Source organism: Streptomyces sp. CoH27, assembly GCF_020181035.1.
GTDB classification, from domain to species: Bacteria; Actinomycetota; Actinomycetes; order Streptomycetales; family Streptomycetaceae; genus Streptomyces; species Streptomyces camelliae.
On the sequence record NZ_JAIQYY010000001.1, the window covers coordinates 400,159 to 424,716 of the forward strand.

Below are 24,558 nucleotides of genomic sequence, written 5' to 3' on the forward strand. Positions count from 1 at the left end.
GGTCAGCGGGGCGCGTCCATGCACTGGGTGCCGATGACCGACAGCAGCCGGAGCGCCTCCTCGGACCGCGAACCGGGGACGGCGGTGTAGATGACGACCTGCTGGTCCCGGTCGGCGAGGTCGAGGGCGTCGCAGTTGACGGTGACCGCCCCGACCAGCGGGTGCCGGAAGGTCTTGCGCAGGGTGGGTGCCACGGCCACGTCGTGGGAGGCCCACAGCCGGACGAACTCCTCGCTGCCGTCGAGGAGTTCACGGATCAGCCCGGTCACCTCGGGATCGTCGGGGTAGCGGGCGGCGGCGGTGCGCAGCCGCCGGGCCGCGTGGCGGGCGAACGCGTCGGCGTCGGACACGCCGTACAGCCGGCGTCCCCCGGGGCGCGGCCCGAGGAAGGCCCGGCGGGCGAGGTTGCGGTCGCGGCGGGGCAGGGCCGAGAAGTCCTCCATGAGGGCGGCCGCCAGCTCGTTCCAGGCGAGCACCTCCAGCGTGGCGGAGGTGACGAAGGCGGCGGACCCCGGCAGCCGGTCCACCAGATCGAGGATGCTCTGCCGCACCTCGCGCGGGGGTCCGGGCGGCGGCTCCACCGGGGCGCCGGCCAGGAGGTGGAGGTGGTCGCGTTCGGCGTCCGTCAGCCGCAGGGCCTGGGCCAGCCCGGTCAGCACCTCGCGGGACGGGCGCGGGGCGCGGGCCTGCTCCAGCCGGGTGTAGTACTCGGTCGAGATGTACGCCAGCTGCGCCACCTCCTCGCGGCGCAGGCCCGGCGTGCGGCGGCGCGGCCCGGCGGGCACGCCCACGTCGGCGGGGCCGATCCGCTCGCGCCGGCTGCGCAGGAAGGCCGCCAGTTCCGTTCTGTCCACACCCCCAGTGTGCGCGGGCGCCGGGTGGCCGATCCAGGTACCGACGGTGCCTGGATGAGCCCTGCTCACGGGCGCAGGCTCGCTGCCATGGAGAACAACACACAGACCGTCGGGACATCCACCCCGGCCGCTCCCGGCCTGCTGGCGGGCAAGGTCGCCTTCGTGACGGGTGCCGGGCGCGGGATCGGCGCCGCCGCGGCCCGGCTCTTCGCCCGGGAAGGGGCCCGGGTGCTGCTCGCGGCCCGTACGGAAGCCCAGCTGAAGGCGGTGACCGAGGAGATCCGGGCGGCGGGCGGCACCGCGGACTTCGTGGTGTGCGATCTCGCCGAGCCGGAGAGCGTACGGGCCGCGGTGGACCGTGCCGTCGGCCTCCACGGCCGCCTCGACATCGCCTTCAACAACGGTGCGACGATCCAGCGTCCCGGCCCGCTGGACGAGCTGCCGGAGGCCGACTTCGACCATGTCTACACGGTGAACCTCAAGGGCGTGTGGCTGGCCATGGCCGCGGAGGTCGCCGCCATCCGGGCGACTGCGGGGACGGGAGCCATCGTCAACAACTCGTCCGTCGGCAGCCTGCGGGGCAACCCCGAACTGCCGGCGTACGGCGCGATGAAGCGGGCGGTGAACAGCCTGACGGAGTCGGCCGCCGTGACGTACGGGCCCGAGGGGATCCGGGTCAACGCCATCGCGCCCGGCAACACGCTGACCGAGATGATCCGGGCCTGGGAGGCGGAGTCGCCCGGACTCCAGGACCGGCTCACGGCCCTGACCCCGCTGCGCCGCGCGGCCGACCCCGGGGAGATCGCCGAGGCCGCCGCCTGGCTGCTGAGCGACCGCGCCTCCTTCGTGACCGGCACGGTGCTGCGGGTCGACGGCGGCGCTCGGGCCTGAAGTCCCCGGAGGTCAGCCGAGGCCGAGCACGCTCATCGTGTGCTCGGCCATGCGCTGCTCGCCGAGCGCGTTGGGGTGCACGGGGACGATGTTCGTCCCGAAGAGGAGCGGCTCGATCCACCGGGTGCCGAGCGGTTGGCAGGCGTCATGCCCCGCGGAAACCTGGGAGAAGTCCACGTACGTGGCCCCGGTCTCCTCGGCGGCGCGCTCGACGACGGCGTTGAGGTGGGCCTGCAGGGCGTGCAGGTACGGCACGTCGCCTTCGGCGACCGGCAGCTGGGCGAAGCAGGACGGGTCGGCCGTGGCGGGCGTGATCCACGGGTATCCGAGCACCGCCACCCGGGCGTCGGGCGCCTTGGCCCGTACGGCGCTCAGCGCGCTCTTCAGCGCGGGGTAGGTGTTCGTGTCGATCGCGTCTTCGAAGGACGTGCCGTACGTGTCCTTGCAGGGGCTGCCCTTGCCGCCGCTGAGGATCCCCGCGGTGCCGCAGTCCAGGATGGCGTTGATGAAGGTGCCGTTGTCGTTGCCGCCGATGGTCAGGGTCACCAGGTCGGTGTCCGCGGTGACGGCGTCCGCCTGCGGGGCGACCCCGGGGTACTGGGACGCGGTGAAGTCCTTGGTCTGGGCGGCCCCGCAGGTGACATCCGTCAGCCGGGCGCCGGTGCGGGCGGCGATGACGTGGGGGTAGTTGGCCGTGGAGCGCAGGCACAGCAGGTTGCCGAGGTCGACGGGAAGGACGCCGGACGCGGCGCTGTAACTGTCGCCGAGGGCGGCGTAGTTCAGGGGGGTCGCGGCCTGGGCGGGCGCGGCGGTGAGGCCGAGGGCCAGCGCCCCGGCGAGTGCGGAGGTCGCGGCGATGACACGGCGCAGGGCAGGCTTGGGCATGGCAGGTGCTCCCTCTTCTCGGGGTGGGGGTGCGCGAGAAAGCGGCGGCTCGGAGCAAGGGGAGTGCCGGAGCAGGGGAGTTACTTCGGGGTTCTACCGATAAGTAATGTGAGGGTGGCGCACCCTGGAGTCAACGTTGTCGACGGAGATTCTTAAGACGCTGACGACGTGCGAGTTGCCCAGGGATCATGGGGACTTGGGCGAGGGACGGGAGGGGTGCCGTGGGTGGAGCGAGTGGAGTGGGGCGCCGGGGTACGGGACGGGGTGGCTGGGACGACCCGGGGGCGGGCAAGGGGCTGCGGATCGCGGCGGGAGTGGCCACGTGGGGCGGTCTGGCGTGCGTCCTCGCCGGTGTCGCCGGGTTCTTCGTGCGGGAGAGCCGGCCCCGGGTGTGGCACGGATCCTGGTGGCAGATCGGCGGGCTGATCGCCGTAGGACTCGCGGGACTCATGGTCGATGAGGGGATCGGGAGATACGTCCGGCGGATCGAGCGCTTCCTCTCGTACCGGACGATGCTGGAGAACCCCGGCCGTACGAGCGTGCACCCGGATGACGACCCCAGTGTCTTCCGGCTGCTGTCGCCGCTGCACAGCCCCGTGCCCTTCCGCGACCGCGAGGACGAGCTGGCCCGGCTGCGGGCCTGGTGCGACGGCGAGGCGGACCCGCACCCGGTGCTGCTGCTCGCCGGTGACGGCGGGGCCGACAAGTCCCGGCTGGCGCTGGAGCTCGCGCGGGCGCTCGGCGAGGACTGGACCGCCGGACGGCTGCTGTCCGCGCACACGCACACGGTGTTTCCGGCACTGCGCGACCGTGGCAGGCCCGCGCTGGTCGTCGTGGACGACGCCGACATCTGCTCCGACCTCGACAGCCATATGCACTCCCGGGTGCGCGCGGACGTGGTCCCGCTGCTCAACGCGTTTCGCAGGCGCCCCCAGGACGGGCCGCCGATGCGATTGCTGTTCGTCGTACGGCACGCGGAGCGGTTCCGCGCGGTGGTCTCCGAGGAACTGGGCCAGGACCATCGCAGCCGCGACACCCGGTACCTCATCGACGAGGCTCCCGTGCTCGATCTCGCGCCGCCCGTGCTCGACCGCGCCGCCCGGGCCGAGCGCCACGCGCAGGCCCTCGCCGCCTTCACCGCCGTACTCGGGGACGCCCCCGCCGATGCCCCGCGCGGCACGGCCCCCGCGCCTGACGGCCAGACCCTTCTGGACCTGCACGCCCAGGCCCTGGTCACCGCACTGACCGGCGGACCCGCTCCCCGCGCCTTCGAGGACATCGCCGCCGTCCTCTTCGAGCGGGAACGGGACCGCTGGCGGCGCGCCGCCGCGTCCTTCACCGCCCCCGGGGTCGCCGCGCTGCCCGGCTTGTCCGACCACCCCGAGCTGCCCGAACGCGTCATGCTGGCCATGCTGTTGAACAGCCATCGGGAGTACGTCGCCGCCACGCACCTCGTCGAACGGCTCCCCGGATTCGAGGGGCTGGACCGGGACCGGGCCCGGACCGAGACGTACGCATGGGTGCACTGGGCCCTCGCGCTGCACGGCGGAACGCGGACGGCCGAACGCATGGCGGAGCCCTGGATCGGGCCGGAGCGGTTCACCAACTGGTTCCTCACCACGCGGCTGCGCGCCGAGCCGGAGCTGTTCGACCGCCTCCAGTCGGGGCTGAACATGCGCCGGGCCGAGCATGCGGCGGCCCTGCTGTGCCGGGCCTGCGAGGACTTCCCCGAGGCGGGAGAGAACCTGCGGCGGTTCGTCGCGGCAGCCCCGCCGGGGCACGGCTACGGCGCCCTGCGCGCCGCCCTGACGCTCGCGCATCCCGAGCGGGTCGACCCCTGGATCGCCGAGGGCCTGCGGAAGCTGGAGCCCGAGATCCGCACCACCTTCACCAACAGCGCTGTGTACGGCCTGGCACGGGTCACCGATCCCGAGCTGCTGCCGCGTTCCTTCGCCGTCCTGGCCGGCACGTACCAGCAGCTCAAGCGGGCCGAGGCGAAGGAGGAGCGCCGGCGGAAGTGGGACCAGCGACGGCAGGCGCTTCGCAAGAGGGCCTGACGGCCGGCACGGCGAGGCCACCTCTTACGGAGTCATGACGTGCCGGCCACGCCACCCGGTCATGGCGCGGTCCAGGGCTAGCGTGACCGTATGCGTGTACTGGTCACCGGCGGTGCCGGGTTCATCGGGTCCCATGTCGTCGAGGCGCTGCGGGCCGGCGGGCACGAGCCGCTGGTGTACGACGTCCGGGGGGATCCCGGCGCGGACGTGCGCAACCCGGCGGCGGTCGCTCGGGCCCTGGCGGGCGTGGACGCCGTCTGTCACCAGGCGGCGATGGTCGGGCTCGGCAACGGTGTCGCCGACGCGGCGGAGTACGTCTCGCGCAACGACCTGGGTACGGCCGTCCTGGTCGCGGCCATGGCGGAGGCGGGGGTACGGCGCCTGGTGCTGGCCGGGTCCATGGTGGTGTACGGGGAGGGCCGTTACACGTGTCCGCGACACGGTGTCGTACGCCCCGGTCCCAGGACGGTGGCCGACCTCGACGCGGGCCGGTTCGAGCCCGCCTGCCCGCGCTGCGGGGCGGAGCTGAGCCCGGGGCTGGTCGGCGAGGACGCCCCGGCCGATCCGCGGAACGTGTACGCGGCGACCAAGCTGGCCCAGGAACACCTGGCCGCCGCGTGGGCCCGCAGCACGGGCGGATCGGCGGTGTCCCTGCGCTACCACAATGTGTACGGCCCCCGGATGCCGCGCGACACCCCGTACGCCGGGGTCGCCTCCTTCTTCCGCTCGGCACTCGCCCGGGGCGAGGCCCCGCGGGTGTTCGAGGACGGACGGCAGCGGCGGGACTTCGTCCATGTACGGGACGTGGCGGAGGCCAACGCGGCGGCTCTGGAGGCGGAGGCCGCCCCGGGTGTCCTCACGGTGTACAACACCGGCAGCGGCGAACCTCGTACCGTCGGCGAGATGGCCCGGGCCCTGGCCGACGCCTGCGGCGGTCCCCGGCCTGTGATCACCGGGGAGTACCGGCTGGGCGACGTACGGCACATCACCGCGGACTCCTCCCGTCTGCGCGCCGAACTGGGGTGGAAGCCGCAGGTCGGGTTTGCGCAAGGCATGCGCGAGTTCGCGCGGGCGGAACTGCGCGAGGGGTGAACACGGGCCTGCGGTGTGCCCCTTGGGAGGTCAGGCGACGGCGGCCACCTGGTGCCGGCCGGGCTGCCGCGCCCACCGGACCGGCGCCGGCGCCCCACACCCCACGCTCAGGAAGACGCCGCCCATCAGCGGCCGGCCGAGCGTGCCGCCGAAGCGGCAGACGCCCGCATCCTCGCCCTGCGCGTGGGCAGGGCGAGGATGCGGCGCAGCTCGAACGAGCTGGCCGCGCACAGAAGTTCAGCGAGGGTGTGCACGCCTGGGCCGAGCAGGATCAGCACGACGGCACCCCAGGTGGACATCCCGTCGACGAAGCTGACGGTGGCTGACGATTCCCGCGACTCACGCCGTCGGAAAAGGCAGAGTCACCTCGAAACGGCATCCCCCGGGAATGTTGCGGACGCTCGCCCGGCCCTGGTGGGCCTCGACGATGCCTCGGACGATGGCCAGGCCCAGGCCCGCCCCCGCCGGGGGTGTGCGGGCGTCGGTGCCGCGCCAGCCGGTGTCGAAGACGCGGGGGAGGTCTTCCTCGGGGATGCCTCCGCAGCCGTCGGTGACGGAGAGGACCACCCCGTCGGGGGTGCGTTCGGCGGCGATCGCGACCGTGCCGTCGGGCGGGGTGCGGCGGATGGCGTTGACCAGGAGGTTGCCGAGGACGCGGGTCATCTCCTTGGCGTCGACCTCCACGGGGACGGGTTCGACGCGGTCGCCCACCAGCCGTACACCGTGTTCCCGGGCGAGCGGGTCGGCCCCGGCCAGCGCGTCGCCGACGAGGTCGTACAGGGAGATGCGGCTGGGGCTCAGGGGGAGGGTGCCCGCGTGGATGCGGGAGAGTTCGAAGAGGTCGCCGACCATGTCGTTGAGGCGTTCGACCTCGGTGCGGATCTGTTTGAGGTAGCGGTCCGGGTCCGCCGCCACGCCGTCCTCCAGCGCCTCCGACATGGCGCGCAGGCCGGCCAGGGGGGTGCGCAGGTCGTGAGAGATCCAGGCGACCAGTTCGCGCCGTGACTTCTCCAGCGCCCGCTCCCGCTCGCGGGATTCGGCCAGGCGCGCGCTCGTCGTGGCCAACTCGCGGCTGAGCGCGTCCAGTTCGGCGGTGGTCGGGCCGTGCGGGGCCGCGAAGGCGCCCGCGTCGCCGAACGAGCGGGCGGCGTCGGCGAGTTCGCGGCTGCGGGCGACGACCCAGCGGCCGAGGAGCAGCGCGGTGGCGAACGAGACCACCGCCGCCATCGCCACGACGGTGGTGACCACGGTCAGGTCGTGCGGGGACAGGAACATCGCCCAGGCCACCGCCAGCGTGCCGGCGAGCATGGCGACGACACCGACGGCCGCGACCACGGCGAGGGAGGCGGTGAGCGAGCGCCGCCGGATCAGACGCAGCACTACCGCTCCCGTGGCCCCCGCGGCGGCGGCACCGGCGAAGGCGTACAGGGCGATGAGGAGAGTGTCGCGCATGGTCAGGACGCCCCCTCGGCCGGCTCGAAGCGGTAGCCCACTCCCCAGACCGTCTGGATCAGCCGGGGGCGGGCCGGGTCGTCCTCCACCTTGCCGCGCAGGCGGCGGACGTGGACCGTGACGGTCGACAGGTCGCCGAAGTCCCAGCCCCAGACCTCACGCATCAGGTCCTCGCGGCTGTAGGCCCGGCCCGGGTGCCGCAGCAGGAAGGCCAGCAGATCGAACTCCCGCAGGGTGAGGGCCAGTTCTGTGCCGTTCTTGGTGGCCCTGCGGGCGGCCGGGTCGACGGTGAGGCCGGCCGCGGCCAGCCGGTGCCCCGTGCCGCCGGCGGGGCGGCTGCGGCGCAGGACCGACTCCACGCGCAGGACCAGTTCACGGGGGCTGAAGGGCTTGGTGACGTAGTCGTCGGCGCCGACCTCCAGGCCCAGGATGCGGTCGTCCTCGTCGCCGCGTGCGGTCAGCATGACGACCGGCACGGGGCCGTCGTCCCGCATCCGCCGGCAGACCTCCAGGCCGTCCATGCCGGGCAGCATCAGGTCGAGCACCACCAGGTCGGGCCGGTGCGCGGCGGCGCGGGCCAGGGCCATGGGGCCGTCGTCGGCGCGGTCGACCGTGAAGCCGGCGCGGTGCAGATATCCGGTGACGACCTCGGCGACGGTCGGATCGTCGTCCACGACCAGGATCCGGGCCGTCGGCTCGGCGGCTTCGGTCCCGTGGGGCTCGTACGGTGCGTGCATGCCTCCAGCGTCGCACCGCCAGGTCGGCACCACCGGGGCGCCCGGTCCGGCGTCCGCGTTTCGTAAGGTCCTGGAGTCCGAAATGCCCTAGTGACGTTCGTAGGGTGAGACCGTGACGACCACTTCCACGGACGTCGACGTGGTGCTGCCCTGTCTGGACGAGGCCGAGGCCCTGCCCTGGGTGCTCGGCCGGATCCCGGCCGGCTGGCGCGCCCTCGTCGTCGACAACGGTTCCACCGACGGCTCCCCCGACATCGCCCGCGCGCTCGGCGCGACGGTGGTGCACGAGCCGCTGCGCGGCTTCGGCGCCGCCTGCCACGCCGGACTGACCGCGGCCACCGGCGACATCGTGTGCTTCTGCGACTGCGACGCCTCCCTCGATCCCGCGCTGCTCGAACCCTTCGTGCGGCAGGTCCGCGAGGGCGCGGCCGACCTGGTGCTCGGCCGGCGCCGGCCGCAGGGGCGGGGCGCCTGGCCGGCGCACGCCCGGGCGGGCAATCTCGCCCTGGCCCGGATGCTGCGCCGCCGCACCGGGCTGCGCCTGCACGACCTGGGCCCGCTGCGCGCCGCCCGCCGCGAGGCACTGCTCGCGCTGGATCTCACCGACCGGCGCAGCGGCTACCCGCTCCAGATGGTCGTCCGCGCGGCCGACGCCGGCTGGCGCATCACCGAGCGCGACGTGCCGTACCGGCCGCGCACCGGGGCCTCCAAGGTCACCGGCACCTGGCGGGGCACCTGGCAGGCGGTGCGGGACATGAGCCGCGTGCTGGCCGAAGCCCCGGCCGAGGGGAGGTTCGTACGGTGACCACGCTCCTCGTCATCGCCAAGGAACCGGTCCCGGGGCGGGTCAAGACCCGGCTGACCCCGCCGTTCACCCCGCGGCAGGCCGCTCTCCTGGCCGAGGCCGCTCTCGCCGACACCCTGCACACGGTGGCGGCCACCCCGGCGACCCGGCGGGTCCTCGTCCTGGACGGCACGCCGGGCGACTGGCTGCCGCCCGGCTTCGAGGTGCTGCCGCAGTGCGCGGGCGGGCTGGACGAGCGGCTGGCGGACGCCTTCGCGCACTGCCACGGCCCGGCGCTGCTCATCGGCATGGACACCCCGCAGGTCACGCCGGACCTGCTCACCGTGGACCTCACCGACTGCGACGCCTGTCTCGGCCCGGCGGAGGACGGCGGCTTCTGGGCCCTCGGACTTGCGACGCCCGATCCCGCGCTGCTGCGGGGCGTGCCCATGTCGACACCGGTGACCGGGGCCGTGCAGCGGGAGCGCCTGCTGGCCGCGGGACTGCGGGTGCGCGAGCTGCCCCGGCTCCGTGACATCGACACCGCCGCCGACGCCCACGCCGTCGCCGCCCTGGCCCCCCGCGGCCGGTTCGCGGCACGGCTGGCCGACTGCACATCGGTCACCCCGCGATGAGGGGTGGCTCCGTCGCCTGGGCGGCCGCCGACCTTACGCTGCCGCGCTGCGCACGGGCCGGGGCCCGCTGTTCCTGCGCCGCACCGACGGGCGGCTGCTGCCGCTGGAGGTGGAGGGCTGGTGCGCCCGCGCGGACGCCGTGAACACGGCCGTGCCGGACCGGTGCGAGGGCGCCGTCCTGGACGTCGGCTGCGGTCCGGGCCGACTGGTGGCGGAGCTCGCCGCCCGGGGCCGTGCCGTGCCCGGCATCGGCGTCGGCGAGGCCGCCGTCGACCACACGGTCGGCCTCGGCTGGCAGGCGCTGCGGCGCTCGGTCTTCGAGCCGTTGCCCGGCGAGGGCCGCTGGGACACCGTGCTGCTCGTGGACGGCAACATCGGCATCGACGGGGAGCCGTCCGTGCTGCTGGAGCGGGTGGCCGCGCTGCTCCGCCCGGGCGGCCTGCTGATCGCCGAGACCGCGCCGGGACACGCCGACGAACGCGCCCGGGTCCAGGTGGTCGACACCGTCGGCACCTCCCGGGCCACCGGTGCCCTTGCCCTGGGCGCGCCTCGGCACCCCGGCCCTGCTGCGGTACGCGCGCAGGACCGGGTGGCCGTCCGTCGCTCAGCGGTCGGCGGACGGTCGCTGCTTCGCCGCCCTGCGCACCCGGAACGCCCGCGCCGCCAGCAGCAGTGCCGAGCCGCCGAAGAGTACGGCCGTGATCAGCAGCCAGCGGGCGAGGAAGCCGTCCGGGGAGAGTCCGGTGGCGAGCCGGTAGCTCTGGGCCGTCATCCCGCTGATCAGCGGGAACCACACGAGCAGGAGCAGCAGGGACAGCGCGGCCGGGACGCGTACGTACGACGTCCGGCCGCGCCGGCCGACCGCCCCGAGGCCGCGGACGACCAGCCGGTCCGCCAGCCCGTACAGCGGCACCAGCACGAGGTCGTGCAGCAGGGCGGCGCCGGCGATCCACAGCGCCACTCCGAACCAGTCACCGGCGAACAGCCGGACCCCGGCGTAGGAGGCGAGCGCGAACGAGCAGGCGAGCAGCAGCAGTTGGAAGGGGCTGCCGAGGCGTACGCGGCGCGGCATCACAGGTCTCCGAAGGTCAGCCGGGCCACCCACTTGGTGTTGAGCACACCGGGTGCCGCGGGCACGATGATCCGCGCCGGCCGGCCGTGGTCGGGGGACAGTTCCTCGCCATTGACGAACAGGGCGAGCAGCGAGCGCCCGTCGGCCACCTGGTTGGCGCGCAGGGCCGCGCGGCGGAAGGCGCCGTGGCGTTGCAGGGACTCCACGAGCACGTCCGGCGGATCACCGTCGTACCCGACGAGCGCCGCGAGGTCGCGCAGCCGCACCCCGCGCCACCACTGGTCGGCGGTCGACCATCCCTCGACGCACGCGATGGGCAACGACGAGCTGTGCTGCGGCAGTCGGAGCAGCTGGGAGCGGCTGAGCCGGACGGTGCCGGTGCGGCCGGTGACGACGAGGCGCCAGTTGTCCTCATGGGTGTCGGCCGCAGTGATCCCGGCGTAGGCGGCGGTCTTGTTGATCTGGAAGCCGTTCGGGCCGCCACCGGGGTCGGCCGTGCCGTGCGGCGCGAGCAGGGCCGTACGCCGGAAGGGCCCGCCGAGACTCTGTCCGACCGTGGTCAGGAGCAGCAGCAGAGAGCCGCCGCCGACCAGTCCGAGCGCGCCCCGCCGGGACACCGTGGGCGCGTCGGGATGCGGCGGGACCAGGTCGCTCCTCTCCCTCAGCCGGTGCCGTACGGCTCGTACCGCGGTCGGGGTCTTCAGCACGGCGTGGGCCACGAAGGCGGCGAAGAAGACCCAGGCACCGTAGAAGTGCAGTGGGTAGAAGGAGCCGGGGAAGACGTAGTCCAGCTGGACGTTGAGCACCCCGGTGGTGAACTCGAACAGGCCGCCGCCGACCAGCAACAGCAGCGAGATCCGCTCCAGCGCGTGGGCGAGGGAGCGGGCCGGCGGCAGCGCGAACAGCCTCGGCACCACCGACCACAGCTTGGCCAGCAGCACCGGGACCAGGGTGATGCCGAGCGTGACGTGCAGGCCCTGGGTGAAGCGGTACAGCCACACCGGGCCGGTGGGCCAGGCGAAGAGGTAGAAGCCCAGGACGCCCTTGTCCGGTGTCATGTCGTTCACCCGGGACAGGTCCGGGTTGTAAGCGGCGTACGACACCAGGCCGGTCACGAACAGCACGGTGACGCCGACGAGCAGGACGAGGCCGAGCACGGCGGTGAACCAGGGGCCGCGCAGCGGGCTGCGCCAGAAGCCTGGGGAGGTGGGGAGCCGGGGATGGTCGCGCATGTCCCGACCGTAGGCCGGGAAACCCCCGGAAAAGGGTGCGCGACCCATGACGAAACGCTGACGTCCGGCCGGGACAGCGGCCGCTCACCGCTCCCCCGGCCTAGCGTTCCGGTGTGATCCGCTTCCGCCACCTCGACCTGTCCCGCGCCGCACGCCGCGATCTGTACGCCGTCCTCGCCGCCGCTCTGCTCGTGACGGCGGCCGTCCTGGTCGGCCGGCACATCCAGGACACCCGGCACACCCTGTACGTGCACTGGCCGCCGCTGTTCGCCGACTGGGACCCGCACCTCGGCCCCGGCACTCCGGCGGCCCTGGCGGTGGCCGCGGCCGTCGTGGCGTACGGCCCCGCGCTCGCCGCCCGGCTGTCCTGGCGGGCGCTGCTCGCGGCGGTCTGGGCGAGCGCCGTGGCCTGGATCTTCTCCCTCGCGTCGATCGACGGCTGGCAGCGCGGCATCGCGGGCAGGCTCACCACGACCAACGAGTACCTGCGGGTCATCGGCCGCTTCCACGACATCCCGGCCACCCTGCGCGACTTCACCCACCACATCGTCGACGGCACCCCTCACCCCTGGCCCGCGCACATCGCCGGGCACCCGCCGGCCGCCACGCTCACCTTCGTCCTGCTGGACCGGATCGGGCTGCGCGGCGGCGGCTGGGCCGGGGTGTGGGTCATCGTCGCGGGCGCGACGGGGTGTGCCGCCGTGCTGATCGCGATCCGGGCCCTCGCCGACGAGACGCTCGCGCGCCGGGCCGCGCCGTTCCTGGTGTCGGCCCCGGCCGCGGTGTGGCAGGGCGTCTCCGCGGACGGCTGGTTCGCCGCCGTCGCCGCCTGGTCCGTGGCCCTGCTCGCCCTCGCCGTGACGCGCCGCTCCCTGGGGTGCGCGGCGGCCTCGGGCCTGCTGTTCGGCCTGACCTGGTATCTGTCCTACGGCCTCACGCTCTTCGCACTGATCGGTGCGGCGGTGCTGGTGCTCGGCCGGTCCGGGCCGCGGGCGCGCCCTCTGCTGGTGCTGCCGCTGCTGGCCGGACTGGCCGTGGTCCCGGTGATGTTCGCGCTCGCCGGGTTCAACTGGTGGGAGGGCTACCACCTGCTCGTCACGCGTTACCACCAGGGCGTGGGCGGCACCCGCCCGTACGGCTACTGGGTGTGGGCCAACCTCGCCTGTACAGCGATCATCACCGGCCCGGCCACGGTGGCGGGCCTGCGCCGTACGACCGCCGTGCTGCTGCGCCGCCGTGGCTCCCGGACCGCGCGGCCCGCTCCCGCGTCCGTCCGGCTCGCGGTCCTGGTGACGGCCGCCCTGCTCGCGCTGCTGATCGCCGACCTGTCCGGCATGAGCAAGGCGGAGACGGAACGCATCTGGCTGCCGTTCGCCCTGTGGCTGCTCCCGGCCTGCGCCCTGCTCCCCCGCCCCCGCGCCTGGCTCACCGCCCAGGCCGTGCTCGCCCTGCTCATCAATCACCTTCTTTTCACGGGCTGGTGACGTGATGTCAACTGGCCTGCTCCTGCGTGACGGACGGTGCTACCAACCCATACCGCCCGTCACCCTGGCTGCTTGACGTCCTGATTAGCAATCGGTATCCGCGTCCACGTTCTCGCCCTCGCCGGTCCGGTCGGCCAGGCGTTCGTACCGCTGCCGCGCGGCCTGCGGGGTGCCGAGGCCGAGTCCGAAGGCGACCTCGGGCCAGGTCATGCCCCGGCCGCGGGCCATCTTCATGAGACCGGCCTCCAGTTCGTCCAGTTCGGCCCGGACCAGCGGGACGAGGCTCAGCGCGGCCGTGATGTCCGCGTGGTCCACCTCCGGTTCCCCGTCGTCGAGCAGAGCGGCGCCGCTCATCAGGAAGGTCACCAGGCGGACGGCCTCGTGCGGTGCGAGGACCGACGGGTGCGTCTGGCGGCGCCGTTGCCCGTCTGTCGCCGCGTGCCGCTCGGCGATGCGGAAGAGGGAGGCGTGGACCCTTCGGGCGCGCGCCTCTTCCGGCCGCGGCGGAAGGAAGGGGTCGGTGGGGTCGGTGGTCGATGTCATGAGGCAAGCATCGAGTTCAGCATGACATGGCGTCAACTTGTTATTGTGAACGATCTGTTCACACCTGGGTGTCACACCCTCAGGAGGCCGGTGCGGTGATCTCCCGCTTGAGGATCTTGCCGCTCGGGCCCATGGGCAGCGCGTCGGTCAGCCAGACCCGGCGCGGGTACTTGTAGGCGGCCACCCGGTCGCGGACGAACCGCTGCAACTCCTCGGTGTCCGCCCGGGCGCCGGGGCGCAGCACCACCGCGGCCGCCACCTCCTCGCCCAGCCGCTCGTCGGGCACGCCGAGGACGGCGGCAAGGGCGACGGCCGGGTGCTCGTGCAGGACCTCCTCGATCTCGCGCGGGTAGACGTTGTAGCCGCCGCGGATGATCAGGTCCTTCTTCCGGTCCACGATGTAGAGGTAGCCGTCCTCGTCCCGGCGGGCCAGGTCGCCGGTGCGCAGCCAGCCGTCGGGAATGGTGGCGGCCGTCTCCTCGGGGCGGTTCCAGTACTCCTTCATCACGTTCGGCCCGCGCACGGCCAGTTCGCCGGTCTCGCCCGGCGCGACGTCCCGGCCGGTCTCGTCCAGCAGCCGGACCTCGACGTCACGGATCGGCGTACCGACGGAACCCGGCTTGCGCGGCCGGTCGGGGTGGTTGAAGGAAACGACCGGGCTGGTCTCGGACATGCCGAAGCCCTCCAGCACCATGCAGCCGAAGCGCCGCTCGAACCCGTGCAGGACCTCCACGGGCAGGGAGGCGCCGCCCGAGATGCACATGCGCAGGCTGGACACATCGGCCTCGGCCGCGCCGGGGTGCTGGAGCAGTGCCGCGTACATGGTGGGGACGCCCTCGAAGACGGTGGCCCGGTCGCGGGCGATGGCGTCGAGCACCGCGGCCGGCTCGAAGCGCGGGACCAGGGTGAGCGCAGCGCCGCTGCGGACGGCGACGTTCATCGTGCAGGTCTGTCCGAAGATGTGGAACAGCGGCAGACAGCCGACGATCACGTCCTCGCCGGTCAGCCGCTGGACCTCGGTGACATTGACCTCGGTGTTGTGGCGCAGCCCGGCGTGGGTGAGCGCGGCGCCCTTGGGGCGGCCGGTGGTGCCGGAGGTGTAGAGCAGTACGGCGATGTCGTCGCCGGCGGCGGGCGCCACCTCGTACCGCGGCTCCAGACGCGCCAGTTCGGCGGCGAACGCGGCGGGCTCGACCGCCAGGTGCCGCACCCCTGCGGCGGCCGCGCCCGCGCCGCCCTCGCCGGGCGCCTGGTGCCACTCGAAGAGCAGCACGGCACCGGAGTCCCGCAGGTGGTAGGCGGTCTCGCGCTCCTTCAGCAGCGGGTTCATCGGTACGACGATGCCGCCGGCGCGCAGGACGGCGTAGTACAGGACGACGAACTCGGGCACGTTCGGGAGCATCAGCGCGACCCGGTCGCCGGTGCACAGGCCCTCGGTGCGCAGCAGGGCGGCGGCCTGGGCGCTGAGCCGGTCCAGTTCGGCGTAGGTGGTGGTCACCGGCCCCAGGCGCAGCGCCGGACGGTCGGGCAGGCGCCGCGCCGTGTCCACCAGAAAGTCCGCCAGATTGGCCATGATGCCTCCTCGCACCCCTGCTCCCGGCGCGCCACGGGTCCCGCCGCCGACGCTCACGGCATGGTCGCCCGCGCGCTCACGGTCGTCCATGGCGGCGCCCACAGTCCACGACCCCCGCATTTGTCCCTAGGAACAATCAACCCCTCGTAAGCTGCACGTATGGGTCTGCGGAATGTGGGCGCGGCATTGCGTGGCCGCCTCCCGGAGCTGGGCGTGCGCATGGCCGAGCGCATCCGGGCGGAGGTCGAGTCGTACGCGGACGACGCGCTGATCCCCTTCGCGTCGCTCAAGGAGTCCTGCGAGGACAACGCCGATCTGCTCCTCGGCCGGTTCGCCTACGGAAGCGAGCCCGATGTGGGCGCCGCGGTGCAGACCGGGCGCCTGCGCGCGGAGCAGGGGGTGCCGCTGGCGGACACGCTCCACGCCTACCGGGTCGGTTTCGGGCTGTTCTGGTCGGAGGTGGTCGACGAGGCCCGTCGGCATCCGGACGTCACGGACGCCGACCTGGTGGCCGGTTCCTCGGAGGTGTGGGCCCTGTTCGGCCGGTACGCGGAGGCGGTGGCGGCCGCGTACCGGGAGGCCAGCGCGGAGCTGGCGCTGCAGCGCGAGGCACGCCGGTCGGCGCTGGCCGAGGCGCTGTTCACAGGCGCGCTCGCGGACCGTACGACGCCGTGGGAGGCGGCCCGGCAGCTCGGTCTGCCGGAGCGCGGCCCGTACGCGGTCGTGGCCGCCGCCGTGCCGGATCCCGGTCAGGAACCACTGCCCGGCATCGAGGCGGCGCTGCTCCGGTCCGGGGTGTCGTCGGTCTGGCGGCTGCTGCCGGACCAGCAGATCGGGCTGGTCTCGCTCGCGCACCGGGATTCGGAGTCGGTGAGTCTGCGGGCGCTGCGCCGGCATCGTGCCCGGGTCGGGGTCAGCCCGCGCTTCGACTCGCTGCGGGACACCCCGCAGGCGCTGCGCTTCGCGCGGCTGGCCCTGGCCGGACCGCCCGGCGACGGGCCGGGGGTCACGCGCTTCGACGACAGTCCGCTGGCCATGCTGGTCGCCGCGGCCCCGGCGGAGGCGAGCCGGCTGGTCGAGGTCGCCCTGGGTCCGGTGCTCGCCCTGCCGCAGGCGGAACGGGGGCGGCTGCTGCGGACGCTGGGCCACTGGTTCACCGCGGGCGGCGTGGCAGCCGACGCGGCGGACTGTCTCTTCGTCCATCCCAACACCGTCCGCTACCGGCTTCGCCGCATCGAGGAGCTGACGGGCCGCTCCCTCTCGGACCCGTCCACGCTGGCCGACCTGGGCGCCGCACTGTACTCCCTGCGGCTGCTGCCGTCCTGAGCGGGCGTCAACGGGGCACTGGGAGGTCGGTCAGGAGTGCTGTCCGGGCGCCGGAAGCCGGTACACCGACACATGTGAACGCGACTCGGCGGTGAACGCGCCGCCCTCCCAGTCGGCGTGCCGGGACTCCAGCTCGAATCCGGCCAGTTGGGCCATGAGGTCGAGTTCGGCCGGCCAGATGTAGCGATGCGGGCTGCGGTACAGCTCGGCGCGCTCGGTGTCGTCGAAGCGGACGTGGTGCGACACGACGCGCTGGTCGAGGACGTCGTAGGTGTCGAGGCCGATGTAGCCGGCGTCGGCGCGCCAGACGGTGGCTGTCTTGCCCGGCGGGAGGGTGCGCAGCTCGGGCACCCACAGCTCGATCACGAAGCGGCCGCCGGGGCCGAGATGGCGGGCGGCGTTGCGGAAGCACTCGACCTGCTCGGCCTGGGTGAGCAGATTGGAGATCGTGTTGTAGACGAGGTAGACGAGGCGGTACGTCCCCGGGGCGGCGGTCGTCGCCATGTCGCCGATGACCACGGGGATGGCCGCCGCGTCGGCCTTGGTCCGCAGTCGCTCCACCATCGGCTCGGACAACTCGATGCCGGTGACGGGGACTCCGCGCTCGGCGAGCGGGACGGCGACGCGTCCGGTCCCGATCGCGAACTCCAGCGCCGCTCCGCCGCCCGCCAGCTCGGCGAGCCGCGCCACCGTGGGCTCCAAGACCTCCGGTGCGAACATCCCGGTACCTGGTGTGTCGTAGCGCCGGGCGGTGGCGGCGTCCCAGATGTCCTTCTGCTCCATGGCACCAACTCTCGTCGCACGGCTCCGAGTTGTCGACTCGGTTTCGGCCAGGCACTCCTGTCTCTCCCCTGCCATTGACACCAGGAGTCAGTCCTCTACGGTGGATCCCCGCACAGCATGTCGCACAGCTTTCGATATTTCGAACATGCCGTTTCGAACGACGCGCACGTGGGGCGGGGACCGGGACTCCCCGCCCCACGCCATCGACATGCGGAGGACTTCGTGACCCCACCCCTCGGCAGACGCTCTTTCCTGACCGCGGCCGGCGCCACCGCGGCGGCCCTGACGGTGACCGACGGCGTCGCCGCCCACGCGACACCCCACCGGACCGGAGCGCCGCGCCGGCAGGCCGCCCGGGTACAGCCGTTCCCGCTCACCGCGGTCACCCTGCTGGCCGGGCCGTTCCAGGACAACCAGCGTCGCAACACCGCCTACTTGCGTTTCGTCGACATCGACCGGCTGCTGCACACCTTCCGGCGGAACGTCGGCCTGCCCAGCACCGCCCAGCCCTGCGGTGGCTGGGAGGCGCCGAGCGTCGAGCTGCGCGGGCACTCCACCGGGCATCTGCTCTCCGGTCTCGCCCTCGCCTACGCGAACACGGGCGACACGGCGTTGCGCGACAAGGGCCGCAGCCTCGTCGCCGCGCTGGCCGCCTGCCAGGCCGCGTCACCGTCGGCCGGTTACGGCAAGGGGTATCTGTCGGCGTTCCCCGAGAGCTTCTTCGACCGGCTGGAGGCCGGAACGGGCGTCTGGGCGCCGTACTACACAATCCACAAGATCATGGCGGGCTTGGTCGAGCAGTACCGGCTGGCCGGGAACAGTCAGGCCCTCGACGTGGTGCTACACCTCGCTCAGTGGGTCGACACCCGGACCGGCAAGCTGAGTTACGCGCAGATGCAGCAGGTGCTGGAGACCGAGTTCGGCGGGATGAACGACGTCCTCGCCGATCTGCACACGATCACCGGGGACGCCGTCTGGCTGGAGGTCGCCGAACGCTTCACCCACGCCCGGGTCTTCGACCCCCTGGCCGCCGGCCAGGATCAGCTCGCCGGGCTGCACGCCAACACCCAGATCCCGAAGATGGTCGGCGCGATGCGGCTGTGGCAGGAGGGCCTGACCGACCGGTACCGCACCATCGCCCAGAACTTCTGGCAGATCGTCACCGACCACCACTCGTACGTCATCGGCGGCAACAGCAACGGCGAGGCCTTCCACGAACCGGATGTCGTCGCCGGGCAGTTGTCCAACCGCACCTGCGAGAACTGCAACAGCTACAACATGCTCAAGCTGACCCGGCTGCTGCACTTCGAGAACCCGGACCGCACCGACCTGCTCGACTACTACGAACGCACCCTGTTCAACCAGATGCTCGGTGAGCAGGACCCGGACTCGGCGCACGGCTTCAACATCTACTACACGGGCCTCGGCCCGGGTTCATTCAAGCAACAGCCGTCCTTCATGGGGACGGATCCCAACGCGTACTCGACCGACTACGACAACTTCTCCTGCGATCACGGCACCGGCATGGAGACCCAGGCGAAGTTCGCGGACACGATCTACACGCACGACCGACAGCGGCTGCTGGTCAACCTGTTCATCCCCTCGGAGGTGCACTGGCAGGAGCAGGGCATCACCTGGCGGCAGACCACCCGGCTGCCCGACTCCGCCTCGACCGTCCTCACCGTCACCGCCGGAAGCGCGCGGCACGAGCTGCTGGTACGCATCCCGGCCTGGGCCTCCGGAGCGAGCGTCAGGCTGAACGGCCATTCGGTCAAGAGCCGTCTATCAGCGGGTAGTTGGCAGAGCTTCGACCGCGCCTGGAAGACCGGCGACCGGGTCGAGGTCACCCTGCCGATGCGGACGACCGTCGAGGCCACCCCCGACGACCCGGACGTCCAGGCCGTCCTGCACGGTCCGGTGGTGCTGGCCGGGGCGTACGGCACCACCCAGAGCCGCTCGATGCCCCGGCTGGCCCCCGGCACCATCCGGCAGACGTCGGCCGACCCCCTGCGGTTCACGGCGACGGCCGACAACGAGACGGTGACGCTGCTGCCCATCGCCCGGGTCCACCACCAGTACTACAACGTCTACTGGCTGACCGGCCGGCCCCCGTCCCCGCCACCGGCGTTCGCCGCCTGGCACCGCTTCGACGAGACGTCCGGCACGACGGCCGCCGACGCCACCGGGAACGGGAAGACAGCGACCCTGACCGGCGGAGCCTCCTGGACGCAGGGCCACCTCGCGGGCGCCGTCGCCCTGGACGGCACGGACGGCCATGTCGCCCTCGCCGACGACCTGCTGGCGGGCGCCTCCGCCTACTCGGTCGCCACCTGGGTCAACCTCGCCGGGCAACCGGCCACCTGGAGCCGGATCTTCGATTTCGGCACCGGCGTGAACGCCAACATGTTCCTCACCCCGCTCAGCGACGCGGGAACCCTGCGCTACGCGATCACCACGAGCGGCGGCGGCGCGGAGCAGCGCATCGACGCCGGCCCGCTGCCGACGGACCGCTGGGTCCATGTGGCCGTCACCTACGGCGGGGGCACGGCCGTGCTGTACGCCGACGGCCGCGAAGTGGGCCGCAACACGGCCGTCTCCGTCGAGCCCCGCGACTTCGGCAATCACATCCGGGCCAACTACATCGGCCGGTCGCAGTACCAGGACCCGTATCTGAAGGCGGCGGTCGACGACTTCCGGGTCTACGGCAAGACGTTGACCGCGGCCGAGGTCACGGCCCTGGCCGGCGCGTAGCCGAGCACGCGGCACACCTGTCCGCATTCCTTTGCCCAGCAGGAGAGACGGTGACGGGACAGAGAGACGGCCGGGGTGTCACCCGACGGCAGGCGCTCGCGCCCGCCACCGCCGCCCTGATCGGCGTGCGCAAGCCGCAGAACCACTGGCGGGCCGCACGAGCCGCGACGCCCTGGCCCATGTCCAGGTGGAGGTCACGGACCACCGGGGCCGGCTCGTGCCCGACGCGACGGTCGAGGTGGCCTTCGACGTGACGGGCGCGGGCGAACTCGCGGGGGTCGCGAGCGGCAACCCGCACAACGTGGACAGCTTCCGGCAGCCGCGCCGCCACACCTGGCACGGCCGCGCCCTGGCGATCCTGCGCCCCGCGAAGCGACCGGGCCGCCTCACCCTCTCGGCGACCGCCCCGGGCCTGCGCCGGCCACGCTCACCCTGCCGGTGACGGCACTCTGACGGCTCCGGCGCAGGCCCGGCCGACGTGATCCGCCGGCCGGCGCTCCAGCCGCGCGCGTACGACCGCCGCTCACAGGGAGATGTCGATGTCCTCGACGTCGGTGAACTCCACCAGCAGTCCCTGGGCGCGGCGGCCGGCGTCGCGGAAGTACATCTCGCCCAGCCCCTCGGCGGCGATCCGCTGCAGCTGGGACTCGGTGGCGCCCTGGTCGCGGGCGGCGAAGAGACGCTCGGCCCAGCGGGGCGGCAGGGCCTGGGTGATGTGGCGCAGCCGGGCGTCGTCCGTGGTTCCCGGTGCCGCCGTGAAGCCGAACCGGGCGCGCGCCGAGACGATGATGCCCTCCGCCGTGGCGGCCCGGTCCCTGGCCCGCGCCCGCACCTGCGGCTGCCAGCGCTGCCGCACCTCGTGCTCCAGCCGCGCGGCGAGGTCCTTGCGCGGGTGTTTGAGCGTGCCGACCACGTACCGCTCCACGGTGCGCTGCGAGACACCCAGCAGCTCGGCGGCCTGTCGGGTGCCCTTGAGCTGCCGTACCAGGTACTTCATCCGGGCTTGCGCGGACTTGGGGACGGGGCGGGTGAACGCCCCTTCCAGCGCCCGGTCCAGACTCTCCCCGACGGTGTCCACGGGCTTCTCCTCTCCACGTCGAGGCGACTCGCGGCGGCCGTCTCGCTGGTCAGCCTATGCGACGCGGCCGACGCTGCAGGCCACTCGCGCCACACCTTCTTTTGAACACGTTCAAATCGAGGGCTACGCTGGGTCCGACACGAACGGAGGGGGAGCGATGAAGGTGGTTCTGCCCGGGGGAACCGGACAGGTCGGCACGATCCTGGACCGCGCACTGACGGCGGCCGGTCACGAGGTCACGGTGCTGACCAGGCATCCGGAACGCGAGCGCCAGATCGGCTGGGACGGGGTCACGCTCGGTCCGTGGGCCAGGGCGATCGACGGCTGCGACGTCGTGATCAACCTGGCGGGCCGCAGCGTCTCCTGCCGGTACACCCCTGAGAACCTGCGGGCCATGATGGACTCCCGGGTGGACTCCGCGCGGGTGGTCGGCGCAGCGATCGCCACGGCCGTACGGCCCCCGCGGGTCTGGCTGCAGATGAGCACCGCGACGATCTACGCCCATCGCTTCGACGCGGCCAACGACGAGGCGGCCGGTGTGCTCGGCGGCACGGAGACCGGGGTGCCGGACCACTGGCGCCACAGCGTCGAGATCGCGCGGAACTGGGAGCGGGCGCAGCGCGAGGCGCCGACGCCGGCGACCCGGAAGGTGGCGCTGCGCTCGGCGATGGTGATGAGCCCCGACCGGGGCGGCGTCTTCGACGTGCTGCTCGGCCTGGCCCGGCTGGGGCTCGGCGGGCCCGTCGCGGGCGGTGCGCAGTACGTCTCCTGGATCCACGACGAGGACTTCGTCCGCACGGTGGAGTTCCTGATCGACCGGGACGATCTCGACGGCCCGGTGAACCTCGCCGCCCCCGACCCGCTCCCGCACCGGGACTTCATGCGGACCCTGCGGGCGGCCTGGGGCGTCCCGTTCGGGCTGCCCGCGACGCGCTGGATGGCGGAACTGGGCGCGTTCGCGCTGCGCTCGGACACCGAACTGCTCCTCAAGAGCCGCCGGGTGACACCAGGCCGACTACGGGAGGCGGAGTTCCGCTTCGCGTATCCCACCTGGGGGCCAGCTGCCTCGGACCTCGTCCAGCGAGCACCCGGACGGCTTCGGCTGCCCAGGCCCGTGCCGTACCGGCCCGGCCCCCGCTGAGTCCGCGCGCCCCCGGGACGCACGCGTGGCCTCACCCCGCCCCCGCACAGCCCCTCTTTACTTGAAACTACAAGCACCCGGTGTATCGTCCCTCGTGATTCAAATTTGGATCACGAGAACAGCTCACGCCTCCTCGGGAGGACGCCATGCGCGTCGCGATCACCGGGTCCACCGGACTCATCGGCTCCGCACTCACCCGGTCGCTGCTGGCGGACGGCCACCAGGTCGTCCGCCTCGTCCGTGACCGGTCCGCCACCGCCCCTGCGGACGGCAGCGAGACCGCCCACTGGGACCCGGTCGCGGGGCGGGTCCAGCCCGGTGCGCTGGACGGCGCCGACGCCGTCGTCCACCTCGCCGGCGCCGGAGTCGGGGACAGGCGGTGGACGGCGGCCTACAAGCGGGAGATCCACGACAGCCGGGTGTTCGGCACCGGGACCATCGCGCGCGCCGTGGCCGATTCCGCCGCCCCGCCGCGCGTCCTGGTGTCCGCGTCGGCGACCGGCTTCTACGGCGACACCGGCGAGCGCGTCGTCGACGAGAGCGAGCCGGCCGGGGAGGACTTTCTGGCCTCCGTGTGTGCCGACTGGGAGGCGGCCGCCGATCCGGCGCGGCAGATCGGCGTCCGCGTCGTACACCCGCGCACCGGTCTGGTGGTCTCGGCCAAGGGCGGGGCATTCGGCCGTCTCTTCCCGCTCTTCCGCCTCGGCCTGGGCGGCCGGCTCGGCTCCGGCGAGCAGTACTGGCCCTTCATCTCGCTGACGGACCACGTCGCCGCGCTCCGCTTCGCCCTCGACACGGAGGAGTTGTCCGGTCCCGTCAACTTCACGGCCCCCGAGCCGCTGACCAACCGCGAGGTGACCCGGGCCCTCGGCCGCGCGCTGCACCGCCCGGCGTTCGCGGCCGTCCCCGCCGTCGCCCTGCGCGCGGCGCTGGGCGAGTTCGCGGGGAGCATCACCTGCAGCGCCCGGGTCGTCCCTGGTGCCCTGGACAAGGCGGGGTTCGTCTTCGCCCACCCGAGGATCGACGAGGCGCTCGACTCGGTGCTGCGCACGGCCGGTTGAGGTCCCGTGCGGACGAGCGCGCGGAAGTGGATGGCGCCGGCACCCGGTAACTCGTCCGCCGCGCCGAGTGCGCGAACGCCCGGCACGCGGGACCATGGTCGTCCGGCCGTACGGTGACGGGTCCCGGCGTCAGGCCCGGGACAAGGGGCGCCAAGGAGGATGCCGTGTGCCGACTGTTCGGACTGATCAGCTCTCCCCACCGCACACATGCCACGTTCTGGCTGCTGGACGCCCCCGACAGTCTCAGCGCGCAGAGCCATCGCGAACCCGACGGCACCGGGCTGGGGTTCTTCGACGCGGACGGGACACCGGAGGTGCACAAGGCGCCGATCGCCGCGTACGAGGACCGGTCCTTCGCCGAGGAGGCCCGGGAGGTCGAGTCGGCCACCTTCCTCGCCCATATCCGCTATGCCTCGACCGGAGGCCTGGACGTGCGCAACACACATCCCTTCGCCCAGCAGGGGCGGTTGTTCGCGCACAACGGGGTGATCGAGGGACTCGACCAGCTCGACCGGCATCTGGGCGATGACCGGTCGCTGGTGCGCGGCGACACCGACTCCGAGCGCTTCTTCGCCTTGGTGACCCGGGAGACCGCGGCGCACGGCGGCGATGTGTCCGCCGGGCTGGTGTCCGCGGCGCGCTGGGTCGCCGGGCACCTTCCCCTGTTCGCCCTCAACGTCGTCCTCGCCACCGACGACGAATTGTGGGCCCTGCGCTATCCCGCCACGCACGAGCTGTACGTCCTGCGGCGCCCGCCCGGTGGCCATCACGGCTCGCGGCACCTGGACCACGCCGGACGGAACGGCCATCTGCGTGTCCGCTCGGCACGGCTGAGCGTGCTCCCCTCCGTCGTGGTGGCCAGCGAGCCCATGGACGACAACCCGCTGTGGCGGCTCATGGACCCCGGCGAACTGCTCCACGTCGGCCCCGACCTGCACACCACGGCCCGCATCGCCCTGCCCGACCCGCCGGCCCACCCGCTCGCCCTGGCCGACCTGGAACCCACCGCGGCGGCCTCCCAGCGTCCGGCGTAGGTCGTGCCGTCGGGCATTGCGGACGACCGGAGACGACACGAAGTGACCGTCGGGGACAGGGCCGCCGGCATCGCCATGTCCCACCGGGTGGGC

The 24,558-nt window shown here is 73.2% G+C and carries 23 protein-coding genes and 1 pseudogene; 13 read left to right on the forward strand and 11 right to left on the reverse strand.

Going from position 1 to position 24,558, the window contains the following annotated elements; genetic code table 11:
• Positions 1-2: 2 nt before the first annotated feature.
• Positions 3-854 (reverse strand): helix-turn-helix transcriptional regulator, encoded by an 852-nt coding sequence (locus tag LE548_RS01900; protein WP_225094793.1) that lies wholly within the window; start codon positions 852-854, stop codon positions 3-5.
• A gap of 54 nt (positions 855-908) precedes the next feature.
• Here LE548_RS01900 and LE548_RS01905 point away from each other — a divergent pair, with 54 nt between their 5' ends.
• Positions 909-1,745, forward strand: a complete 837-nt coding sequence (locus LE548_RS01905) for an SDR family NAD(P)-dependent oxidoreductase (RefSeq protein ID WP_374116002.1) — start codon at positions 909-911, stop codon at positions 1,743-1,745.
• A 12-nt stretch (positions 1,746-1,757) separates the two neighbouring features.
• Here LE548_RS01905 and LE548_RS01910 read toward each other — a convergent pair whose 3' ends face one another.
• A complete protein-coding gene (locus LE548_RS01910) occupies positions 1,758-2,630 on the reverse strand; it encodes an SGNH/GDSL hydrolase family protein (protein ID WP_225094795.1) in 873 nt (290 codons plus the stop codon).
• 221 nt (positions 2,631-2,851) lie between these two features.
• Here LE548_RS01910 and LE548_RS01915 point away from each other — a divergent pair, with 221 nt between their 5' ends.
• Both LE548_RS01915 and LE548_RS01920 read left to right on the forward strand, forming a co-directional pair.
• Positions 2,852-4,687: a hypothetical protein gene (locus tag LE548_RS01915; protein WP_225094796.1), complete on the forward strand. Its 1,836-nt coding sequence runs from the start codon at positions 2,852-2,854 to the stop codon at positions 4,685-4,687.
• Positions 4,688-4,777: 90 nt separating this feature from the next.
• Positions 4,778-5,779 (forward strand): NAD(P)-dependent oxidoreductase, encoded by a 1,002-nt coding sequence (locus LE548_RS01920; protein WP_225094797.1) that lies wholly within the window; start codon positions 4,778-4,780, stop codon positions 5,777-5,779.
• Positions 5,780-5,904: 125 nt separating this feature from the next.
• On the opposite strand, the gene LE548_RS01925 is transcribed toward LE548_RS01920, so the two are convergent.
• Genes LE548_RS01925 through LE548_RS01935 form a run of 3 tightly spaced genes read right to left on the reverse strand, consistent with a single transcriptional unit; the run spans position 5,905 to position 7,968 of the window.
• A complete protein-coding gene (locus LE548_RS01925) occupies positions 5,905-6,078 on the reverse strand; it encodes a hypothetical protein (protein ID WP_225094798.1) in 174 nt (57 codons plus the stop codon).
• A 40-nt stretch (positions 6,079-6,118) separates the two neighbouring features.
• A complete protein-coding gene (locus LE548_RS01930; protein ID WP_225094799.1) occupies positions 6,119-7,231 on the reverse strand; it encodes a sensor histidine kinase KdpD in 1,113 nt (370 codons plus the stop codon).
• A 2-nt stretch (positions 7,232-7,233) separates the two neighbouring features.
• Entirely contained in the window at positions 7,234-7,968 is a 735-nt protein-coding gene (locus tag LE548_RS01935; protein WP_225094800.1) for a response regulator transcription factor, read from the reverse strand.
• A gap of 112 nt (positions 7,969-8,080) precedes the next feature.
• On the opposite strand from LE548_RS01935, the gene LE548_RS01940 reads away from it, so the two are divergent.
• From LE548_RS01940 to LE548_RS01950, 3 genes and pseudogenes are all read left to right on the forward strand, one after another.
• On the forward strand, positions 8,081-8,773 hold the full coding sequence (locus LE548_RS01940) for a glycosyltransferase family 2 protein (protein ID WP_225094801.1): 693 nt from the start codon (positions 8,081-8,083) through the stop codon (positions 8,771-8,773).
• Positions 8,770-9,387, forward strand: a complete 618-nt coding sequence (locus LE548_RS01945) for a DUF2064 domain-containing protein (protein WP_225094802.1) — start codon at positions 8,770-8,772, stop codon at positions 9,385-9,387. Before LE548_RS01940 ends, LE548_RS01945 begins: the two co-directional genes overlap by 4 nt.
• A gap of 151 nt (positions 9,388-9,538) precedes the next feature.
• A pseudogene (locus LE548_RS01950) lies at positions 9,539-9,787 on the forward strand (SAM-dependent methyltransferase); the annotation flags it as partial.
• Positions 9,788-9,991: 204 nt separating this feature from the next.
• On the opposite strand, the gene LE548_RS01955 reads toward LE548_RS01950, so the two are convergent.
• Positions 9,992-10,459 (reverse strand): hypothetical protein, encoded by a 468-nt coding sequence (locus tag LE548_RS01955; RefSeq protein WP_225094803.1) that lies wholly within the window; start codon positions 10,457-10,459, stop codon positions 9,992-9,994.
• Positions 10,459-11,691: a molybdopterin-dependent oxidoreductase gene (locus LE548_RS01960; RefSeq protein ID WP_225094804.1), complete on the reverse strand. Its 1,233-nt coding sequence runs from the start codon at positions 11,689-11,691 to the stop codon at positions 10,459-10,461. Before LE548_RS01960 ends, LE548_RS01955 begins: the two co-directional genes overlap by 1 nt.
• A 113-nt stretch (positions 11,692-11,804) precedes the next feature.
• Here LE548_RS01960 and LE548_RS01965 point away from each other — a divergent pair, with 113 nt between their 5' ends.
• Positions 11,805-13,175 (forward strand): hypothetical protein, encoded by a 1,371-nt coding sequence (locus LE548_RS01965; RefSeq protein ID WP_225094805.1) that lies wholly within the window; start codon positions 11,805-11,807, stop codon positions 13,173-13,175.
• Between the two features lie 84 nt (positions 13,176-13,259).
• On the opposite strand, the gene LE548_RS01970 is transcribed toward LE548_RS01965, so the two are convergent.
• Together LE548_RS01970 and LE548_RS01975 are read right to left on the reverse strand one after the other, a co-directional pair.
• Positions 13,260-13,718, reverse strand: coding sequence for a DNA-binding protein (locus LE548_RS01970; protein WP_225094806.1), 459 nt, complete (start codon positions 13,716-13,718; stop codon positions 13,260-13,262).
• A 79-nt stretch (positions 13,719-13,797) separates the two neighbouring features.
• Positions 13,798-15,291: a long-chain fatty acid--CoA ligase gene (locus tag LE548_RS01975; RefSeq protein ID WP_225094807.1), complete on the reverse strand. Its 1,494-nt coding sequence runs from the start codon at positions 15,289-15,291 to the stop codon at positions 13,798-13,800.
• Positions 15,292-15,450: 159 nt separating this feature from the next.
• Here LE548_RS01975 and LE548_RS01980 point away from each other — a divergent pair, with 159 nt between their 5' ends.
• Positions 15,451-16,617, forward strand: coding sequence for a CdaR family transcriptional regulator (locus LE548_RS01980; protein ID WP_225094808.1), 1,167 nt, complete (start codon positions 15,451-15,453; stop codon positions 16,615-16,617).
• Positions 16,618-16,647: 30 nt separating this feature from the next.
• Here the strand turns inward: LE548_RS01980 and LE548_RS01985 are convergent, their stop codons facing one another.
• Positions 16,648-17,400, reverse strand: coding sequence for a class I SAM-dependent methyltransferase (locus LE548_RS01985; protein ID WP_225094809.1), 753 nt, complete (start codon positions 17,398-17,400; stop codon positions 16,648-16,650).
• A 222-nt stretch (positions 17,401-17,622) separates the two neighbouring features.
• On the opposite strand from LE548_RS01985, the gene LE548_RS01990 reads away from it, so the two are divergent.
• Both LE548_RS01990 and LE548_RS01995 read left to right on the forward strand, forming a co-directional pair.
• Positions 17,623-20,151: a beta-L-arabinofuranosidase domain-containing protein gene (locus tag LE548_RS01990; RefSeq protein ID WP_225094810.1), complete on the forward strand. Its 2,529-nt coding sequence runs from the start codon at positions 17,623-17,625 to the stop codon at positions 20,149-20,151.
• A gap of 31 nt (positions 20,152-20,182) precedes the next feature.
• Entirely contained in the window at positions 20,183-20,593 is a 411-nt protein-coding gene (locus tag LE548_RS01995) for a hypothetical protein (RefSeq protein ID WP_225094811.1), read from the forward strand.
• 81 nt (positions 20,594-20,674) lie between these two features.
• On the opposite strand, the gene LE548_RS02000 is transcribed toward LE548_RS01995, so the two are convergent.
• Positions 20,675-21,229, reverse strand: a complete 555-nt coding sequence (locus tag LE548_RS02000) for an XRE family transcriptional regulator (protein ID WP_225094812.1) — start codon at positions 21,227-21,229, stop codon at positions 20,675-20,677.
• Positions 21,230-21,386: 157 nt separating this feature from the next.
• On the opposite strand from LE548_RS02000, the gene LE548_RS02005 reads away from it, so the two are divergent.
• The 3 genes from LE548_RS02005 to LE548_RS02015 all read left to right on the forward strand — a co-directional run bounded on the left by LE548_RS02005 (position 21,387) and on the right by LE548_RS02015 (position 24,465).
• On the forward strand, positions 21,387-22,370 hold the full coding sequence (locus tag LE548_RS02005) for a TIGR01777 family oxidoreductase (protein WP_225094813.1): 984 nt from the start codon (positions 21,387-21,389) through the stop codon (positions 22,368-22,370).
• Between the two features lie 146 nt (positions 22,371-22,516).
• A complete protein-coding gene (locus LE548_RS02010; protein WP_225094814.1) occupies positions 22,517-23,431 on the forward strand; it encodes a TIGR01777 family oxidoreductase in 915 nt (304 codons plus the stop codon).
• A gap of 164 nt (positions 23,432-23,595) precedes the next feature.
• Positions 23,596-24,465 (forward strand): class II glutamine amidotransferase, encoded by an 870-nt coding sequence (locus LE548_RS02015; protein WP_225094815.1) that lies wholly within the window; start codon positions 23,596-23,598, stop codon positions 24,463-24,465.
• The last annotated feature ends 93 nt before the right edge of the window (positions 24,466-24,558 follow it).

What these genes read in the sequence shown, in the direction of transcription:
- LE548_RS01905 (WP_374116002.1), top strand. Translation starts at nt 909, where the DNA reads ATGAGCCCTGCTCACGGGCGCAGGCTCGCTGCCATGGAGAACAACACA.
- LE548_RS01910 (WP_225094795.1), bottom strand. Translation starts at nt 2,630, where the DNA reads ATGCCCAAGCCTGCCCTGCGCCGTGTCATCGCCGCGACCTCCGCACTC.
- LE548_RS01920 (WP_225094797.1), top strand. Translation starts at nt 4,778, where the DNA reads ATGCGTGTACTGGTCACCGGCGGTGCCGGGTTCATCGGGTCCCATGTC.
- LE548_RS01925 (WP_225094798.1), bottom strand. Translation starts at nt 6,078, where the DNA reads ATGTCCACCTGGGGTGCCGTCGTGCTGATCCTGCTCGGCCCAGGCGTG.
- LE548_RS01930 (WP_225094799.1), bottom strand. Translation starts at nt 7,231, where the DNA reads ATGCGCGACACTCTCCTCATCGCCCTGTACGCCTTCGCCGGTGCCGCC.
- LE548_RS01935 (WP_225094800.1), bottom strand. Translation starts at nt 7,968, where the DNA reads ATGCACGCACCGTACGAGCCCCACGGGACCGAAGCCGCCGAGCCGACG.
- LE548_RS01955 (WP_225094803.1), bottom strand. Translation starts at nt 10,459, where the DNA reads ATGCCGCGCCGCGTACGCCTCGGCAGCCCCTTCCAACTGCTGCTGCTC.
- LE548_RS01960 (WP_225094804.1), bottom strand. Translation starts at nt 11,691, where the DNA reads ATGCGCGACCATCCCCGGCTCCCCACCTCCCCAGGCTTCTGGCGCAGC.
- LE548_RS01970 (WP_225094806.1), bottom strand. Translation starts at nt 13,718, where the DNA reads ATGACATCGACCACCGACCCCACCGACCCCTTCCTTCCGCCGCGGCCG.
- LE548_RS01975 (WP_225094807.1), bottom strand. Translation starts at nt 15,291, where the DNA reads ATGGCCAATCTGGCGGACTTTCTGGTGGACACGGCGCGGCGCCTGCCC.
- LE548_RS01980 (WP_225094808.1), top strand. Translation starts at nt 15,451, where the DNA reads ATGGGTCTGCGGAATGTGGGCGCGGCATTGCGTGGCCGCCTCCCGGAG.
- LE548_RS01985 (WP_225094809.1), bottom strand. Translation starts at nt 17,400, where the DNA reads ATGGAGCAGAAGGACATCTGGGACGCCGCCACCGCCCGGCGCTACGAC.
- LE548_RS02005 (WP_225094813.1), top strand. Translation starts at nt 21,387, where the DNA reads ATGAAGGTGGTTCTGCCCGGGGGAACCGGACAGGTCGGCACGATCCTG.
- LE548_RS02010 (WP_225094814.1), top strand. Translation starts at nt 22,517, where the DNA reads ATGCGCGTCGCGATCACCGGGTCCACCGGACTCATCGGCTCCGCACTC.